Consider the following 21,110-nt stretch of genomic DNA (forward strand, 5'->3'; position numbering starts at 1 on the left):
ACCAGCAGCGGCGGCAGACCAAATATGCTTCCCATCTTTGGATCACCAAGCGAGAACTCTCCGACATTTGGGAATTATCGCGATCCGAGACTGAACCTCGTCTGGGTGCCAGAACCTTCGGTGCAGTTCGCTAGGGATCTTTTTCAAGAACCCCGGTTAAAGGTGTAGAAATAGCTCGGGCCAGAGCCTTGCGGTTTTCCATAACACTCATCATCGTCACGTGGTCGCCTGCAATCGGTACGGCAGTAATAGCCTCCGGACTCAAGACCCGGTCCCAGCCGCGCATAGGCGAACGAACCTCTGGGCCTGTTGAGGCTTTATCAGGTGGTATCCGACGGCTGATGAGAGGCTCCATGGCATAAAACTGATGTATCTCGATTGGCAGGGACGGAACTTGATACGACTGCAATGCCCTATGAAATTGGGCGGTTCTTTCCGACATCAGAATGTCATCGTGGAGATCACGATCCGGAGGTATCGCCCCAATTCTCTTCGCCTTTTCAAACAGCTGAGCAATTGAACATTGTCCAGCAAAGCGTTTCAAAACTTCGAAGGTTTCATCATTCAACGATTCGAAACGCTCCAACACCCTGTTTCGGACGATCAGAGAGGGGGACATGCTCGATCGATTCGCAAATAACGTAACATCGATGAACGCCATGAAGGACACGGTTTCATCCAGGGCCAGTAAGCGCTGGGCTATGGCGTAGGCGAGGATGCCGCCCGACGAGTATCCTGCGAAGCGGTATGGACCGTGGGGCTGAATTTCTTTGATTTCCAAGATGACCGTGTCAGCAATCGCTTCAAGGGTCAGTAGACGAGCTTCATCGAAAGACGGCCATGGCAAAGCAAAGACGGGACAGTCTACATTCATTTCTTTAACCAAACTGACGACATAGGAACAATCGCCGAAACCTGTGGGAACAAAGAACAGCGGTGGCTGCGATCCGGTTGCTTGAACGGAAATCACTCCCGCAATGCTGGGCTGAGGCTCCAAATGAACCTTCGATGCAAGGTCCTTCAGAACTGGGGCCTGGAAGGCATCGGCAGCGCTAAAATTCAGTCCAAGATCTGATGCTCGGCTGAGTAGCTGCACAGCCAGGAGCGAATGGCCGCCCAGTTCGAAGAAGTTGTCGTGGCGTCCGATGCGCTCCAGCCCGAGAAGCTCCGCCCAGATCTGTGCCAGCGCCGTCTCGATCGCGCCGCGCGGCGCCTCATAGGCCGCCCGCGCATAGGCCTCGTCGGCCGGCGCCGGCAGTGCCTTGCGGTCGAGCTTGCCGTTCGGCGTCAGCGGCAGCGCCGCGAGCCGCACGAACGCCGCCGGCACCATGTAGTCCGGCAGCCGCCCGCTCACATGCGCGCGCAAGGCGCCGGCAAGCGCGCCGCCATCGTCGTCCGAGCCGGCCTCGGGTCCACACACCACATAGGCGACAAGGTGCTTGTCGCCGGCCCGGTCCTGGCGCGCCATCACCACCGCCTCGCGCACCCAGGGATGCTCGCAAAGCCGCGCCGCGATCTCGCCCGGCTCGATGCGGAAGCCGCGGATCTTCACCTGGTCGTCGTTGCGGCCCAGAAACTCCAGATTGCCGTCCGGCAGATAACGCCCCAGGTCGCCGGTCCGGTACAGCCGGTCGCCGTCCACAAAGGGGCTGGCGATGAACCGCTCCGCCGTCAGATCAGGGCGGTTCAGGTAGCCCCGCGCAACGCCTGCCCCGCCAATGCAAAGCTCACCCACCGCCCCGAACGGCACCGGCCCACCATGACCGTCCAGAAGATACACCCGCGTGTTGGCAATCGGGCGTCCGATCGGGACAACTGTTCCGCTAAATCCAACGGGATGCTCCCAAGCTGTCGTATCAATCGTTGCCTCAGTAGGCCCATAGAGATTGACAAGTGCCCGCGATGTCAATTGCAGCCATTTAGCGACGATCTCATTCCTGAGGGGCTCTCCACCACAAAACATGTATCGTAAGCTACCGATTGCATTTTGCTCAACGTCCATGAGATCAAGCAATGCTGAAAGAAGCGACGGGACTAATTGCAGGACCGTCACTCTGTACTTATCCAGGAGATCGACAATTGTTCGAGAATCGAATTGTCGGTCGAGGGGAAGGAGAATTACACGAGCCCCAAACAACAAGGCTGTCCATAGCTCCCACACCGCGGCATCAAAAGAGAGGGAAGTTCGCTGCAGGAAAATGTCGTGGGCAGCAAGCTGGAATCGATCCGCCTGCCAACTTGTATGATTCACCACTCCCCGATGCTCGACCATGACGCCCTTAGGGGTTCCGGTTGAGCCGGAGGTGTAGATGACATAGGCGAGATGGCGCGCGGTGAGACCAAGGGCGCGCGGGTCGGGATCGCAGGCCGGCAGCTCGGCCCAGGTGGGAGTGGCCGTCTCCAGATCGACCACGCTGACATCGGCCAGCGCCTCGGCGCCCAGTGCTGCGCGGCCGGCGGCATCGGCCAGCAGCAGCCGCGGCGCCGCATCCTCGAGAACCTGCCGCAGCCGCGCGCAGGGATAGGCCGGGTCCAGCGGCAGATAGGCGCCGCCCGCCTTGAGGATCGCCAAAACCCCCACCACCATCGCCAGGCTGCGCTCCAGGCAGATCGCCACCGGCTGGTCCGGCTTCACCCCGAGCCCGATCAGGTGATGCGCCAGCCGGTTGGCCCGCGCGTTGAGCTCGCCATAGCTCAGGCGCTCGTCCTCATGGACCACCGCCACCGCCTCCGGCGCTTGGCGCACCTGCGCCTCGAACAGCTCGTGGATGCACCGCTCCGACGGATAGGCCGCCGCCGTCCGGTTCAGATCCTCCAGCAGATAAGCGCGCTCGGCAGCCGGCAGGATGTCAATGCGGCCGACCGGCTGCCCGGCATCGGCAACCATCGCCCGCAGCAGCGCCAGCAGATAACCACGCTGCCGCTCGATCGTCGCCTCATCGAACAGCGCCGTGGCATAACCAAACGCTCCGGCGATCTCCTCGCCACGCTCACCCAGGCTCAGCTCCAGATCGAACTTGACCTGATCATACCCCTCCCCGGCAGCCTCCACACTCAGCCCGGGAAGGTCCAATGACCCGACGGCGTTGTTCTGCCAGGCCAACATCACCTGGAACAGCGGCGTGTGATCAAGATGCCGGGGCGGCTGCGCGATCTCGACGACCTGCTCGAACGGCAGGTCCTGATGCTCCTGGGCGGCCAGCGCCGTGCGCCGCGTCCGCTCCAGAAGCTCCGACACGCTCGGCTCGCCGGACAGGTCGAGCCGAAGCGCCAGGGTGTTGACGAAGAAGCCGATCAACTCTTCGACCTCGCCCCGGCCTCGATTGGCGCTCGGCACGCCGATCACAAGGTCGTCCTGCCCCGACAGACGCGAAAGCACCGCCGCCCAGGCCGCCAGCACCGTCATGAACAACGTCGTGCCATGCTGCCGGCTCAGCCGCTTCAGACCCAGCGTCAGATCCGCATCGATGACGATCGGAACCGTCGCCCCGGCAAACGACTGCTGGGCCGGCCGCGGCCGGTCCGTCGGCAAGGCAAGACGAGCCGGGGCGCCTGACAGGGCGTTGCGCCAATACTGCGCCTGGCTCTGTAACCGTTCCCCCGACAGCCACTGCCGTTGCCAGGCGGCATAATCCGGGTACTGGATCGCCAGCGGCGGCAAAGGATCGTCCCGTCCAGCTTCGAACGCCCGGTAAAGCTGACTGAGTTCACGCACCAGCACGCCCAGTGACCAGCCGTCCGAGACGATATGATGCTGGGTCAGCAGGAAGACATGTTGCTCATCCGACATCCGGATCAGACACCCGCGGATCAGCGGCCCGCGCGCAAGATCGAACGGTAGGTGCGCCTCTTCATGGCACAGTTCCAAAAGCGCCGCCTCAGCATCTGGCCTGTCCCGCAGATCGTGCTCCAGCACCGGCAGCCCTGCGTCCGGCGGCAGGACCTCAACCCGGGGCTTGCCCTCCGGAGCGACAAAGACACTGCGCAGCGCCTCATGGCGGGCAAACAGACGGTCGAGGCTGCGCTGCCAGGCACTGCGGTCGAGCACACCACGCAGTCGCAATGCCAGCGGCATGTGATAGTTGGTGCTGCCCTCGTCCAGCTGCGCCAAAAACCATAGCCGCTGCTGCGCAAACGACAGTACAAGCGGCTCATTGCGCGACACGGCGGCAATCGCCGGCAGGTCTTGCGGACCGGAGCGGCTCAACACCTCGACGATGCTTTCGGCCAGATCGGAAAGCACCGGCCTGGCGAACAGCCTCGTCAGCGGCAGTTCGACCCCAACAGCCCGCGACAGCCGGCTCAAGAGCTGCACGGCCAGGAGCGAGTGGCCGCCCAGTTCGAAGAAGTGGTCGTGGCGTCCGACCCGCTCGACACCGAGAAGCTCCGCCCAGATCTGTGCCAGCGCCGTCTCGACCGCGCCGCGCGGCGCCTCATAGGCCGCCCGCGCATAGGCCTCGTCGGCCGGCGCCGGCAGTGCCTTGCGGTCGAGCTTGCCGTTCGGCGTCAAAGGCAGCGCCGCGAGCCGCACGAACGCCGCCGGCACCATGTAGTCCGGCAGCCGCGCACCCAGATGCGCGCGCAAGGCGCCGGCAAGCGCGCCGCCATCGTCGTCCGAGCCGGCCTCGGGTCCACACACCACATAGGCGACAAGATGCTTGTCGCCGGCACGGTCCTGGCGCGCCACCACCACCGCCTCGCGCAGCCAGGCGTGCTCGCAAAGCCGCGCCGCGATCTCGCCCGGCTCGATGCGGAAGCCGCGGATCTTCACCTGGTCGTCGTTGCGGCCCAGAAACTCCAGATTGCCGTCCGGCAGATAACGCCCCAGGTCGCCGGTCCGGTACAGCCGGTCGCCGTCCACAAAGGGGCTGGCGATGAACCGCTCCGCCGTCAGATCAGGGCGGTTCAGGTAGCCCCGCGCAACGCCTGCCCCGCCAATGCAAAGCTCACCCACCGCCCCGAACGGCACCGGCCCACCATGACCGTCCAGAAGATACACCCGCGTGTTCGCAATCGGGCGTCCGATCGTCTCGACGACAGCCTCTCCCCTCGGCATGCAAAACCAGGTCGAGTACGTCGTCGTCTCGGAAGGAGCGTACAGATTACAGATCTTCTCTACGCCGCTGCTCTCGAAGACCCTCTCGATCAGATCTGCCTTCAGCCGCTCTCCCGCCAAATTGATGACGCTTGTCGAAGCCGGCACCGCTTTCTGGTCGACCAGAGCGGCGATCGCCGAGGGGACCGTGTTGATCAAGGAGACATCCAAGGGCGTCTGCGCCAGCGCCAGCGCATCCTCAACAAGATAAAGCGTGCTTCCTTGCGACAGCGGAACGAAGCACTCATAGACGGACAGATCAAAACTGATCGAGGTAGAAAACAGCGTGCGGCTGAGCTCGGATTTCGCAAACACGCCGCTGCTCCAATGCAGCAGGTTCACGGTGCTGGCATGCTCGATCATGACGCCCTTGGGCGTCCCGGTGGAGCCTGAGGTGTAGATGACATAGGCGAGATGGCGGGGGGTGAGCCCCAGCGCGCGCGGGTCGGGATCGCAGGCCGGCAGCTCGGCCCAGGTGGGAGTGGCCGTCTCCAGATCGACCACGCTGACATCGGCCAGCGCCTCGGCGCCCAGTGCTGCGCGGCCGGCGGCATCGGCCAGCAGCAGCCGCGGCGCCGCATCCTCGAGAACCTGCCGCAGCCGCGCGCAGGGATAGGCCGGGTCCAGCGGCAGATAGGCGCCGCCCGCCTTGAGGATCGCCAAAACCCCCACCACCATGGCCAGGCTGCGCTCCAGGCAGATCGCCACCGGCTGGTCCGGCTTGACCCCGAGCCCGATCAGATGATGCGCCAGCCGGTTGGCCCGGGCATTGAGTTCGGCATAGGAGAGCGCCTCGTCCTCATGCACCACCGCCACCGCCTCCGGCGCCTGGCGCACCTGCGCCTCGAACAGCTCGTGGATGCACCGCTCCGACGGATAGTCCGCGTCCGTCCGGTTCAGCTCCTCAAAAAGGTAGGTCCGCTCCTCGGGCGGAAGAATGTCCAGCTCCCGCACCGGCCTGTCAGGCGCCCGCTCCAGCGCCTCCGCCAATTGCTCGAGCACGTGCTGCATGTAGCCGCAGACCCGATCGGCAGACACCGGCTCCACCACCTGCGCCGTCAGGCCCAGCGCCTCGCCAAAATCCTCCACCGACAGGGTCAGCGGATAGTTGGTGCGCTCCTCCCCGCCCAGCCATTCCATGCCGGACAGACCATCATCCGTCCCGGAGCCGGCCATGGCCGCCGGCGTGTTGTGACGGTAGTTCAACAGCGCGCCGAACAGCGGCGCCGGCGCCGCAACGCCGCTGCAGCGTTGCGCCAGCGCCAGCGAGGCATGCTCGTGCGCCAGCAGCTCGGAAAGCCGCGCATGCGTGGTCCGCAGGCTCGCCTCGACCCCGGTCCCGTCCAGGTCAAGCCGCACAGGCAGGGTGTTGATGAACAGGCCCAGCGCCCGGTCGGCGCCCCCACCCGCATGCATGCGGCCGAACAGCACCGTGCCGAACACCACCTGCTCTCGCCCGCTGCTGCGCGCCACCACCTGACCCCAGGCCAGATGGCACAGGCTGGCCAGGCTTACCCCCAGCCGCCGCGCCTGCTCCCGCAGCCGATCGTTGAGCGCCTGCGGCAGCATCCGCCGCGCCTCGCCGACCCCGCTGCCGTCGCCGTAGACCTCGCTCAGCCCGAACGGCATGGTCGGCTCGTCGATGTCGGCCAGCAACGCCTGGAAGAACTGCTCATGCGCCTTGGCATCAACACCCAGGCGCGCCTGCGCCACCAGATTGCGGAACGGCTGCGGTGCCGCCAGCTCATGCCCGCGTCCCTCCAGCACCGCCCGCACCTCGGCATGCATGATCTCCAGCGTCGTGTGATCGCCGATCAGATGGTGCAGCAGCTCCAACAGCAGCCAGCGCCCGCTGCCCGGCTCGCGCGCGATCACGATGCGCATCAAGGGCGCCCGGCCAAGGTCGATGCGGTACTGGCGCGGATCGAACCGCCGCTTCAGCTGCTCGGAACCGGGACCGCCATCCTCATCCAGCTCGACCTCGCGCACCTCCAGGGCCGCCTTGCGCCAGACCACCTGCGCCGGGCTCGACAGACCCTCCCAGACAAAGGCCGTGCGCAGAATGTCGTGACGATCCACCACCTTTTGGACCGCAGCAAGATAGCGCTCCAACAGGCCGCGCTCGGCAAAGGCCATCTGCGAGACCAGTAGGTAGGGATCGCCCTTCGTCGCCAGCAGATGATGGAACAGGATGCCGTCCTGCAGCGGCGACAGGCCATGGATATCCTGGATGTTGGCGACCCCGCCCGGCACCGTGGCGACGATCCGGTCGATCTCCTGTTGGGTAAGATCGATCAGCGGCAGCATCTGCGGCGTGATCGCCGTGCTCTGCTCGCCGATCAGGTTGGCCGGCACCGCCACCTCGCGATGGCTGCCAAGGCTTGCGGCCAGATCGCAAAGCACCGGCCGGACGAACAGGGTGCGCACCTCCACCCCCAGCGACAGCCGTCGCAGCCGCTCCATCAGCTGCACGGCCAGCAGCGAATGGCCGCCGAGTTCGAAGAAGTGGTCGTGGCGTCCGATGCGCTCGAGGCCGAGCAGCTCTTGCCAGATCGCCGCCAGCGCCGTCTCGACCGCGCCGCGCGGCGCTTCATAGGCGGTGCGCGCATAGGCCTCGTCGGCCGGCGCCGGCAGTGCCTTGCGGTCGAGCTTGCCGTTCGGCGTCAAAGGCAGCGCCGATAGCCGCACGAACGCCGCCGGCACCATGTAGTCCGGCAGCCGCGCACCCAGATGCACGCGCAAGGCGCCGGCAAGCGCGCCGCCATCGTCGTCCGAGCCGGCCTCGGGTCCACACACCACATAGGCGACAAGGTGCTTGTCGCCGGCCCGGTCCTGGCGCGCCATCACCACCGCATTGCCGACAAGCTCGTGCTCGCAAAGCCGCGCCGCGATCTCGCCCGGCTCGATGCGGAAGCCGCGGATCTTCACCTGGTCGTCGTTGCGGCCCAGAAACTCCAGATTGCCGTCCGGCAGATAACGCCCCAGGTCGCCGGTCCGGTACAGCCGGTCGCCGTCCACAAAGGGGCTGGCGATGAACCGCTCCGCCGTCAGATCAGGGCGGTTCAGGTAGCCCCGCGCAACGCCTGCCCCGCCAATGCAAAGCTCACCCACCGCCCCGAACGGCACCGGCCCACCATGACCGTCCAGAAGATACACCCGCGTGTTCGCAATCGGACGCCCGATCGGGACAACTGACCCATCAAAATCAGCCGGGCAATTCCAGGCTGTAACGTCGATAGCAGCTTCCGTGGGACCGTATAGATTGTGCAGGCCAGTCCAAGGCAATACGCGCCGAACCTTCTGCGCAAGGGAAGCAGGAAGCGCCTCACCACTGCACACGAGACGCTGCAGCGATGTGCAGCGATCAACACCATTCGTCTCCATAAAGCTGACCAGCATGGATGGTACAAAGTGCGCAGTGGTGATGCTTTGGCTGAGGATCACTTTTACAAGCGCTTCTGGGTCTTTGTGTGCAGCCGGTGGGGCCAGCACCAGGGTCGCCCCTTCAAGCAACGTCCAGAAGAGTTCCCAGGCCGAGACATCGAAGCCAAATGGCGTCTTCTGCAAGACGACATCAGTCGCATTGAGAGCGTAGGCTTTCTGCATCCAGATCAGGCGATTGATAATAGCCCGATGCTCATTCTGTGCCCCCTTTGGGGCTCCAGTAGAGCCTGAAGTGTAGATGACATAGGCGAGATGGCGGGGGGTGAGCCCCAGCGCGCGCGGGTCGGGATCGCAGGCCGGCAGCTCGGCCCAGGTGGGAGTGGCCGTCTCCAGATCGACCACGCTGACATCGGCCAGCGCCTCGGCGCCCAGTGCTGCGCGGCCGGCGGCATCGGCCAGCAGCAGCCGCGGCGCCGCATCCTCGAGAACCTGCCGCAGCCGCGCGCAGGGATAGGCCGGGTCCAGCGGCAGATAGGCGCCGCCCGCCTTGAGGATCGCCAAAACCCCCACCACCATGGCCAGGCTGCGCTCCAGGCAGATCGCCACCGGCTGGTCCGGCTTGACCCCGAGCCCGATCAGATGATGCGCCAGCCGGTTGGCCCGGGCATTGAGTTCGGCATAGGAGAGCGCCTCGTCCTCATGCACCACCGCCACCGCCTCCGGCGCCTGGCGCACCTGCGCCTCGAACAGCTCGTGGATGCACCGCTCCGACGGATAGTCCGCGTCCGTCCGGTTCAGCTCCTCCAAAAGGTAGGTCCGCTCCTCGGGCGGAAGAATGTCCAGCTCCCGCACCGGCCTGTCAGGCGCCCGCTCCAGCGCCTCCGCCAATTGCTCGAGCACGTGCTGCATGTAGCCGCAGACCCGATCGGCAGACACCGGCTCCACCACCTGCGCCGTCAGGCCCAGCGCCTCGCCAAAATCCTCCACCGACAGGGTCAGCGGATAGTTGGTGCGCTCCTCCCCGCCCAGCCATTCCATGCCGGACAGACCATCATCCGTCCCGGAGCCGGCCATGGCCGCCGGCGTGTTGTGACGGTAGTTCAACAGCGCGCCGAACAGCGGCGCCGGCGCCGCAACGCCGCTGCAGCGTTGCGCCAGCGCCAGCGAGGCATGCTCGTGCGCCAGCAGCTCGGAAAGCCGCGCATGCGTGGTCCGCAGGCTCGCCTCGACCCCGGTCCCGTCCAGGTCAAGCCGCACAGGCAGGGTGTTGATGAACAGGCCCAGCGCCCGGTCGGCGCCCCCACCCGCATGCATGCGGCCGAACAGCACCGTGCCGAACACCACCTGCTCTCGCCCGCTGCTGCGCGCCACCACCTGACCCCAGGCCAGATGGCACAGGCTGGCCAGGCTTACCCCCAGCCGCCGCGCCTGCTCCCGCAGCCGATCGTTGAGCGCCTGCGGCAGCATCCGCCGCGCCTCGCCGACCCCGCTGCCGTCGCCGTAGACCTCGCTCAGCCCGAACGGCATGGTCGGCTCGTCGATGTCGGCCAGCAACGCCTGGAAGAACTGCTCATGCGCCTTGGCATCAACACCCAGGCGCGCCTGCGCCACCAGATTGCGGAACGGCTGCGGTGCCGCCAGCTCATGCCCGCGTCCCTCCAGCACCGCCCGCACCTCGGCATGCATGATCTCCAGCGTCGTGTGATCGCCGATCAGATGGTGCAGCAGCTCCAACAGCAGCCAGCGCCCGCTGCCCGGCTCGCGCGCGATCACGATGCGCATCAAGGGCGCCCGGCCAAGGTCGATGCGGTACTGGCGCGGATCGAACCGCCGCTTCAGCTGCTCGGAACCGGGACCGCCATCCTCATCCAGCTCGACCTCGCGCACCTCCAGGGCCGCCTTGCGCCAGACCACCTGCGCCGGGCTCGACAGACCCTCCCAGACAAAGGCCGTGCGCAGAATGTCGTGACGATCCACCACCTTTTGGACCGCAGCAAGATAGCGCTCCAACAGGCCGCGCTCGGCAAAGGCCATCTGCGAGACCAGTAGGTAGGGATCGCCCTTCGTCGCCAGCAGATGATGGAACAGGATGCCGTCCTGCAGCGGCGACAGGCCATGGATATCCTGGATGTTGGCGACCCCGCCCGGCACCGTGGCGACGATCCGGTCGATCTCCTGTTGGGTAAGATCGATCAGCGGCAGCATCTGCGGCGTGATCGCCGTGCTCTGCTCGCCGATCAGGTTGGCCGGCGCCGCCACCTCGTTATGGCTGCCAAGGCTTGCGGCCAGATCGCAAAGCACCGGCCGGACGAACAGGGTGCGCACCTCCACCCCCAGCGACAGCCGTCGCAGCCGCTCCATCAGCTGCACGGCCAGCAGCGAATGGCCGCCGAGTTCGAAGAAGTGGTCGTGGCGTCCGATGCGCTCGAGGCCGAGCAGCTCTTGCCAGATCGCCGCCAGCGCCGTCTCGACCGCGCCGCGCGGCGCTTCATAGGCGGTGCGCGCATAGGCCTCGTCGGCCGGCGCCGGCAGTGCCTTGCGGTCGAGCTTGCCGTTCGGCGTCAAAGGCAGCGCCGATAGCCGCACGAACGCCGCCGGCACCATGTAGTCCGGCAGCCGCGCACCCAGATGCACGCGCAAGGCGCCGGCAAGCGCGCCGCCATCGTCGTCCGAGCCGGCCTCGGGTCCACACACCACATAGGCGACAAGGTGCTTGTCGCCGGCCCGGTCCTGGCGCGCCATCACCACCGCATTGCCGACAAGCTCGTGCTCGCAAAGCCGCGCCGCGATCTCGCCCGGCTCGATGCGGAAGCCGCGGATCTTCACCTGGTCGTCGTTGCGGCCCAGAAACTCCAGATTGCCGTCCGGCAGATAACGCCCCAGGTCGCCGGTCCGGTACAGCCGGTCGCCGTCCACAAAGGGGCTGGCGATGAACCGCTCCGCCGTCAGATCAGGGCGGTTCAGGTAGCCCCGCGCAACGCCTGCCCCGCCAATGCAAAGCTCACCCACCGCCCCGAACGGCACCGGCCCACCATGACCGTCCAGAAGATACACCCGCGTGTTCGCAATCGGGCGTCCGATCGTCTCGACGACAGCCTCTCCCCTCGGCATGCAAAACCAGGTCGAGTACGTCGTCGTCTCGGAAGGAGCGTACAGATTACAGATCTTCTCTACGCCGCTGCTCTCGAAGACCCTCTCGATCAGATCTGCCTTCAGCCGCTCTCCGCATGAATTGATAACGCTTGTCGAAGCCAGCACGGCTTTCTGGTCGACCAGAGCGGCGATCGCCGAGGGGACCGTGTTGATCAAAGAGACATCCAAGGGCGTCTGCGCCAGCGCCAGCGCATCCTCGACAAGATAAAGCGTGCTTCCTTGCGACAGCGGAACGAAGCACTCATAGACGGACAAATCAAAACTGATCGAGGTAGAAAACAGCGTGCGGCTGAGCTCGGATTCCGCAAACACGCCGCTGCTCCAATGCAGCAGGTTCACGGTGCTGGCATGCTCGATCATGACGCCCTTGGGCGTCCCGGTGGAGCCTGAGGTGTAGATGACATAGGCGAGATGGCGGGGGGTGAGCCCCAGCGCGCGCGGGTCGGGATCGTCAGCGCACTGGTCGGCCCATGGACGCGCGCCGTCCGAAAGGTCGACCGCCGTCAGGCTGGCGAGCGCCTCGGGGGCGAGGGCGGCGCGTCCGGCGGCATCGGCCAGCAGCAGCTTGGGGGCGGCATCGGCGAGCACCTGGTTGAGCCGTGGGCCCGGATAGGCCGGATCGAGCGGCACATAGGCGCCGCCCGCCTTCAGGATCGCCAGCAGCCCCACCACCATCGCCGGGCTGCGCTCGACGCAGAGCGCCACCGGCTGATCCGGCTTGACCCCAAGGGCGATCAGATGATGCGCCAGCCGGTTGGCCCGGGCGTTGAGTTCGCCATAGGAGAGCGCCTCGTCCTCATGCACCAAGGCCATCGCCTCGGGCGTGCGGCGCACCTGTTGCTCGAACAGCTCGTGGATGCAAAGATCCGACGGATAGTCCGCGTCCGTCCGGTTCAGCTCCTCCAAAAGGTAGGTCCGCTCCTCGGGCGACAGCAGCTCGATGCGGCCGACCGGCTGCCCGGCATCAGCAACCATCGCCCGCAGCAATGCCAAAAGATAGCCGCGCTGCCGCTCGATCGTCGCTTCGTCGAACAGCGCCGTCGCATAACCCAGAGTCCCGGCGATCTGATCGCCATCTTCGCCAAGGTCGAGCTCCAGATCGAACTTGACCTGGCTGAGCCCCTCCCCCGCAGCCTCCACACTCAGCCCGGGAAGGTCCAATGACCCGACGGCGTTGTTCTGCCAGGCCAACATCACCTGGAACAGCGGCGTGTGATCAAGATGCCGGGGCGGCTGCGCGATCTCGACGACCTGCTCGAACGGCAGGTCCTGATGCTCCTGGGCGGCCAGCGCCGTGCGCCGCGTCCGCTCCAGAAGCTCCGACACGCTCGGCTCGCCGGACAGGTCGAGCCGAAGCGCCAGGGTGTTGACGAAGAAGCCGATCAACTCTTCGACCTCGCCCCGGCCTCGATTGGCGCTCGGCACGCCGATCACAAGGTCGTCCTGCCCCGACAGACGCGAAAGCACCGCCGCCCAGGCCGCCAGCACCGTCATGAACAACGTCGTGCCATGCTGCCGGCTCAGCCGCTTCAGACCCCGCGTCAGATCCGCATCGATGACGATCGGCACACTGGCCCCGGCAAACGACTGCTGGGCCGGCCGCGGCCGGTCCGTCGGCAGCGCAAGACGGGCCGGGGCGCCTGACAGGGCGTTGCGCCAATACTGCGTCTGGGTCTGCAGCCGTTCCCCCGACAGCCATTGCCGTTGCCAGGCGGCATAATCCGGGTACTGGATCGCCAGCGGCGGCAAAGGATCGTCCCGTCCAGCTTCGAACGCCCGGTAAAGGCTGTTCAGTTCACGCATCAAGACGCCCATCGACCAGCCGTCGGAGACGATGTGATGCTGGGTCAGCAGGAAGACGTGCTCCTCATCCGCCAGCCGGATCAGACGCGCGCGCATCAGCGGCCCGCGCGACAGATCGAACGGCGTGTGCGCCTCTTCACGGCACAGATCCGAAAGCGCCGCCTTAGCATCGGCCCGGCCGGATAGATCGTGCTCCAGCACCGGCAGCCCTGCGTCCGGCGGCAGCACCTCGACCCGGGGCTGGCCCTCCGGTGCGACAAAGACACTGCGCAGCGCCTCGTGACGGGCAAACAGACGGTCAAGGCTGCGCTGCCAGGCGACGCGGTCGAGCGCCCCCCGCAGCCGCAAGGCCAATGGAATATGATAGTTGGTGCTGCCCTCGTCGAGCTGCGCCAGGAACCACAGCCGCTGCTGCGCGAACGACAGCGCAAGCGGCTCGTCGCGCGACACGGCAACAATCGCCGGCAGGTCTTGCGGACCGCAGCGGTTCGACTGGTCGACGATGCTTTCGGCCAGATCGGCAATAACCGGCCTGGCGAACAGCGTGGCCAGCGGCAGCTCGAAACCGACGGCCTGCGGCAAACGGCTCATCAGCTGCACGGCCAGCAGCGAATGGCCGCCGAGTTCGAAGAAGTTGTCGTGGCGTCCGATGCGCTCGAGGCCGAGCAGCTCTTGCCAGATCGCCGCCAGCGCCGTCTCGACCGCGCCGCGCGGCGCCTCATAGGCCGCCCGCGCATAGGCCTCGTCGGCCGGCGCCGGCAGTGCCTTGCGGTCGAGCTTGCCGTTCGGCGTCAGCGGCAGTGCGTCCAGCCGCACGAAGGCCGACGGCACCATGTAGTCGGGCAGCAGGCCACCCAGGTGGGTCCGCAACGACGCAGCAAGCTGCGCGCCATCGGCGTCCTCCGACCCGTCCGCCGGCTTCGCCACCACATAGGCGACAAGCCGCTGGTCGCCGGTGCGATCGGCGCGCGCCACCACCACCGCATCGCCGACAAGCTCATGCTCGCAAAGCCGGGCGGCGATCTCGCCCGGTTCGATGCGGAAGCCGCGGATCTTCAGCTGCTCGTCGTTGCGGCCCAGGAACTCGAGATTGCCATCCGGCCGGTAGCGGGCCAGATCGCCGGTCCGGTACAGCCGGGCGCCTGCCTCATCGCTGAACGGATCGGCCAAAAACCGCTCCGCCGTCAGCTCGGGACGGTTCAGATAGCCACGCGCAACGCTTGCACCGCCAATATAAAGCTCGCCCACCGCCCCGAACGGCACCGGCCCACCATGCCCGTCCAGAAGATACACCCGCGTGTTCGCAATCGGACGCCCGATCGGGACAACTGACCCATCAAAATCAGCCGGGCAATTCCAGGCTGTAACGTCGATAGCAGCTTCCGTGGGACCGTATAGATTGTGCAGGCCAGTCCAAGGCAATACGCGCCGAACCTTCTGCGCAAGGGAAGCAGGAAGCGCCTCACCACTGCACACGAGACGCTGCAGCGATGTGCAGCGATCAACACCATTCGTCTCCATAAAGCTGACCAGCATGGATGGTACAAAGTGCGCAGTGGTGATGCTTTGGCTGAGGATCACTTTTACAAGCGCTTCTGGGTCTTTGTGTGCAGCCGGTGGGGTCAGCACCAGGGTCGCCCCTTCAAGCAACGTCCAGAAGAGTTCCCAGGCCGAGACATCGAAGCCAAATGGCGTCTTCTGCAAGACGACATCAGTCGCATTGAGAGCGTAGGCTTTCTGCATCCAGATCAGGCGATTGATAATAGCCCGATGCTCATTCTGTGCCCCCTTTGGGGCTCCAGTAGAGCCTGAAGTGTAGATGACATAGGCGAGATGGCGTGAGGTCAGGCCAAGGGCGCGCGGGTCGGGATCGCAGGCGGGCAGCTCGGCCGCGGGGGTGCCCTCCAGATCGACCACGCTCACATCGGCCAGCGCCTCGGCGCCGAGCGCGGCGCGGCCGGCGGCATCGGCCAGCAGCAGCCGCGGCGCCGCATCCTCGAGAACCTGCCGCAGCCGCGCGCAGGGATAGGCCGGGTCCAGCGGCAGATAGGCGCCGCCCGCCTTGAGGATCGCCAAGACACCCACCACCATCGCTGGGCTGCGCTCGACACAGATCGCCACCGGCTGGTCCGGCTTGACCCCGAGCCCGATCAGGTGATGCGCCAGCCGGTTGGCCCGGGCGTTGAGCTCGCCATAGGAGAGCGCCTCGCCCTCATGCACCAATGCCACCGCCTCGGGCGTGCGGCGCACCTGTTGCTCGAACAGTTCGTGGATGCACCGCTCCGACGGATAGTCCGCGTCCGTCCGGTTCAGCTCCTCCAAAAGGTAGGTCCGCTCCTCGGGCGGAAGAATGTCGAGCGCGCGCACCGGCGTATTGGGGGCATGCTCCAATGCCTCAGCCAGCTGCTCGAGCGCCCGCTGCATGTAGCCGCAGACCCGGTCCGCAGACACCGGCTCCACCACCTGTGCGGTGAGGCCGAGCGCCTCGCCAAAATCCTCCACCGACAGGGTCAGCGGATAGTTGGTGCGTTCCTCCCCGCCCAGCCATTCCATGCCCGCCAGGACATCATCCGTCCCACCGCCGGCCATGGCCGCCGGCGTGTTGTGACGGTAGTTCAACAGCGCGCTGAACAGCGGCGCCGGCGCCGCAACGCCGCTGCAGCGTTGCGCCAGCGCCAGCGAGGCATGCTCGTGCGCCAGCAGCTCGGAAAGCCGCGCATGCGTGGTCCGCAGGCTCGCCTCGACCCCGGTCCCGTCCAGGTCAAGCCGCACAGGCAGGGTGTTGATGAACAGGCCCAGCGCCCGGTCGGCGCCCCCACCCGCATGCATGCGGCCGAACAGCACCGTGCCGAACACCACCTGCTGGCGCCCGCTGCTCAGCGCCACCACCTGACCCCAGGCCAGATGGCACAGGCTGGCCAGGCTTACCCCCAGCCGCCGCGCCTGCTCCCGCAGCCGATCGTTGAGCGCCTGCGGCAGCATCCGATGCGCCTCGCCAACCCCGCTGCCGTCGCCATGCACTTGGCTTAGCCCGAACGGCAGCGTCGGCTCGTCGATGTCGGCCAGCATCGAGCGGAAGAACTCCTCATGCGCCAAGGCATCGACATCCAGCCGCGCCTGCGCCACCAGATTGCGGAACGGCTGCGGCGCGGCAAGCTCATGCCCGCGACGTTCGAGCACGGCCCGCACCTCGGCATGCATGATCTCCAGCGTCGTGTGATCGCCGATCAGATGGTGCAGCAGCTCCAACAGCAGCCAGCGCCCGCTGCCCGGCTCGCGCGCGATCACGATGCGCATCAAGGGCGCCCGGCCAAGGTCGATGCGGTACTGGCGCGGATCGAACCGCCGCTTCAGCTGCTCGGAACCGGGACCGCCATCCTCATCCAGCTCGACCTCGCGCACCTCCAGGGCCGCCTTGCGCCAGACCACCTGCGCCGGGCTCGACAGACCCTCCCAGACAAAGGCCGTGCGCAGAATGTCGTGACGATCCACCACCTTTTGGACCGCAGCAAGATAGCGCTCCAACAGGCCGCGCTCGGCAAAGGCCATCTGCGAGACCAGTAGGTAGGGATCGCCCTTCGTCGCCAGCAGATGATGGAACAGGATGCCGTCCTGCAGCGGCGACAGGCCATGGATATCCTGGATGTTGGCGACCCCGCCCGGCACCGTGGCGACGATCCGGTCGATCTCCTGTTGGGTAAGATCGATCAGCGGCAGCATCTGCGGCGTGATCGCCGTGCTCTGCTCGCCGATCAGGTTGGCCGGCGCTGCCACCTCGTTATGGCTGCCAAGGCTTGCGGCCAGATCGCAAAGCACCGGCCGGGCGAACAGGGTGCGCACCTCCACCCCCAGCGACAGCTGCCGCAGCCGCTCCATCAGCTGCACGGCCAGCAGCGAATGGCCGCCGAGTTCGAAGAAGTTGTCGTGGCGTCCGATGCGCTCGAGGCCGAGCAGCTCCGCCCAGATCTCTGCCAGCGCCGTCTCGACCGCGCCTTGCGGCGCCTCATAGGCCGCCCGCGCATAGGCGTCGTCGGCCGGCGCCGGCAGTGCCTTGCGGTCGAGCTTGCCGTTCGGCGTCAAAGGCAGCGCCGATAGCCGCACGAACGCAGCCGGCACCATGTAGTCCGGCAGCCGCCCGCTCACATGCGCGCGCAAGGAGGCAGCAAGCTGCGCGCCATCGGCGCCCTCCGAGCCGGCCTCGGGTCCGCACACGACATAGGCGACAAGGTGCTTGTCGCCGGCGCGGTCCTGGCGCGCCACCACCACCGCATTGCCGACAAGCTCGTGCTCGCAAAGCCGCGCCGCGATCTCGCCCGGCTCGATGCGGAAGCCGCGGATCTTCACCTGGTCGTCGTTGCGGCCCAAAAACTCCAGATTGCCGTCCGGCAGATAACGCGCCAGATCGCCGGTCCGGTACAGCCGGGCGCCTGCCTCATCGCTGAACGGATCGGCCAAAAACCGCTCCGCCGTCAGATCAGGGCGGTTCAGGTAGCCCCGCGCAACGCCTGCCCCGCCAATGCAAAGCTCACCCACCGCCCCGAACGGCACCGGCCCACCATGACCGTCCAGAAGATACACCCGCGTGTTCGCAATCGGACGCCCGATCGGGACAACTGACCCATCAAAATCATCGGGGCGATTCCAAATCGTCGCGCAGACTGTTGCTTCGGTAGGTCCATAAGCGTTGACAATTGATGCCGGGACCAGACTTCGGACGAGTTCGGCTTTCGGCAGTTCTCCAGCCAGAATGAGGACGTGCGATGCCAAACATCCCGGATCCCTGCTTGCCTGAAGCAAGGCTGGAGGCAACGTCGCATGGGTGATGGCTTCGCTTCGCAGGTAATCCGATAGCTTGTTACTCGCCTGGCGGAGCTCGTCCGCAGGCAGGTGCAATGCGGCGCCTGAGCCAAACGCCATGACAAACTCCGAAGCACTCGCATCAAAACCGAAGGAGGCGAACTGCACAACACGGCTATTCGAACAGACGCCAAAAAGCCCGATCTGAGCCAACCCGAGATTGACCAGACTTCCATGCTCGACCATGACGCCCTTTGGGGTTCCGGTGGAGCCTGAGGTGTAGATGACATAGGCGAGATGGCGCGCGGTGAGACCAAGGGCGCGCGTGTCGGGATCGCAGGCCGGCAGCTCGGCCCAGGTGGGAGTGGCCGTCTCCAGATCGACCACGCTGACATCGGCCAGCGCCTCGGCACCGAGCGCGGCGCGGCCGGCCGCATCCGCCAGCAGCAGCCGCGGCGCCGCATCCGCGAGGACCTGCCGCAGCCGCGCGCAGGGATAGGCCGGGTCCAGCGGCAGATAGGCGCCGCCCGCCTTGAGGATCGCCAAGACACCCACCACCATCGCCAGGCTGCGCTCCAGGCAGATCGCCACCGGCTGGTCCGGCTTCACCCCAAGGGCGATCAGATGATGCGCCAGCCGGTTGGCCCGGGCGTTGAGTTCGCCATAGCTCAGGCGCTCGTCCTCATAGACCACCGCCACCGCCTCCGGCGCCTGGCGCACCTGCGCCTCGAACAGCTCATGGATGCACCGCTGCGATGGATAGGCCGCAGCCGTCCGGTTCAGATCCTCCAGCAGATACGTGCGTTCGGCGGCCGGCAGGATATCGATGCGGCCGACCGGCTGGCCTGCATCGGCCATCACGCCACACAACAGTGTTTGCAAATGCTGCGTCATGCGGTCGATCTGCTCCGGTGCCAATCGACTTGCATCAAAATGCCAGCGAAAGCTCCCATCCAGAGCGCAAACCTCAAGGGCCAGCAATTTGCCGCATAGGGCTGCCCCAGGACTTTGGCTCGATGTCAGACCGGCGACAGAACAGCTGTCTGTCGTGATTGTGGTGCCAATCGGCCAAGGCCGGTGTGATCGTAGCGCCTCCACACCTCGCAATGTCGGGGAGCGTGCGATAAGATCCCACGCAAAGCTGCCGTGCTCCGTCAGCCGAGCGAATTCGGCGGCCACCGCCCTGCGCACTTCTTCAAAATGATGTGCAAGATCAATGGTAACTTCCATCGGCACGACAGAGGCGATAAGCACCTCCGCCGCTTTCAAATCGGCTTGCGATCCATCCGATGCAGGCTTCCATCCCAGTTGAAGCTCTGTTTCTCCCGTGATGCGGGCGAGATAGATCAGCCAAGCCGTTACCAAGTATCCCGTGCGATCGAGTGGCGACAGTTTAGCCAAAGCACTTGGAACGCCCCCCGAACTCGACTGCCATCTGGGCGGCGGTTCAGCCACGGGCGACGACAGGAAAGGAAACTGCAATGTTTTAAACCGATCAAGCCGCCGTCGCCAAAAACCCTCTGAAGGCGCCAGCAATTCATGGGTGGAAGTTATGCTCTGCGCCTGTTCATCGCTCAAAATTGGCAGGCGATCACCTTCATTCAGATTGGAATGCCTGGCGAGGTCTCGCGCGTCCAGCGCCTGACCATCGGAGCTGCCAAAGCAAACCCCAACATCCTGCGTACCCGTCGCCACCCGCCAGTGGCTGGAGTGGATTTCAAGCAGGCAACCTGCCGCAAAGCCCGAGCGTCGAGGCAGCACCTCCAGGCGTCTGACTGTGACAACCCCATCGCCTACGAGCGCCTTGGGCAGACACAATGGATTGGGATGATATGGCCCAAAGTCTAGGGCACGCGTCATCGCTGACAGGTCTTGCGCGGATCGATCCCACCGCAGACAGCCTGCCGCATCTGGGCGTCGACGTCTCGGAAAATAGCTTCTGTTCACCAGCGCCTGCGGATAGGCAGTAAGCTTCCCGCTCTTGAGGTCAGCGAAAAGCTCGCGGAAACCCTCGACTGCAGCCTCAAAACATTTGAGGTTCAAGCTAAACGCCGTATCGGTGGGCGCAATCAGCACTTGGCGCTGAACCACGACGTCACCCGTATCAACACCATCATCGATACGATGCCAGGTGACGGCGTATTCGGTCTCTTGTGCCAGCAGCGCCCAGGACGTCGCGTGCGTTCCCGCATATCGTGGCAATGGACCGTCGTGGTAGTTGAAAGCACCTTGACGCACCCGCCCGAACACATCCACCGGCAATATGAACGGATTGGCAACGGAGAAAATCCAATCCACCGGCTCGGTGTTCAGGAACGTCGAGAGCTCTTCAACAGTCGCAACGCACAAGATGTTGGCGCGAGCCGCCCAATCCGCGAATATGGCATCGCCACACAGGGCCGCGCCAATGACGTGGCCCATCTCCATTGCCAGCTGTGCGCACGCGATAGCTAGCGTACCACTGCCAACAACGATGCTGGAAAAGATTGGCCGGGCTGCAGGATCCATGCCCTGCTCGCCTAGTCGGCAGTCATGGCCGCGCACCGGAGAAGACCGATATGCCATTTTCATCCCTCAGCCAGTCCCAATCTGGGCCGTTCCCGCCCTAACCGCCGCGCCGCATAGCGGTCTAAACCCGTGACACTGGTTCGGATCTGCTCGGGGGAAAGCGCGCTTAATACCAATCGAACTCGGCGCTCTGAGGGATCAACCAACACAAAGAAGGTCATCGGCATAACGATGACAATGTCACGCCTTGCACACCTGTCTGCGCTCTCCGCGGCGGCCCCCTCATCGGATCGCACCTATTGCAACGGGTTCGCTGATGATGCCGGCCGTATACTGCAACAACTGAGACTGTACTTGCCTACCTCGTTAG

At 65.5% G+C, this 21,110-nt stretch carries 1 protein-coding gene; it reads right to left on the reverse strand.

The window, feature by feature from the left end:
• Nucleotides 1-130: 130 nt before the first annotated feature.
• A complete protein-coding gene (locus ACZ89F_RS23975) occupies nt 131-20,740 on the reverse strand; it encodes a non-ribosomal peptide synthase/polyketide synthase (RefSeq protein ID WP_476094498.1) in 20,610 nt (6,869 codons plus the stop codon).
• Nucleotides 20,741-21,110: the final 370 nt, after the last annotated feature.

This window comes from Mesorhizobium sp. USDA 3734 (genome assembly GCF_056279665.1).

What these genes read in the sequence shown, in the direction of transcription:
- ACZ89F_RS23975 (WP_476094498.1), bottom strand. Translation starts at nt 20,740, where the DNA reads ATGGATCCTGCAGCCCGGCCAATCTTTTCCAGCATCGTTGTTGGCAGT.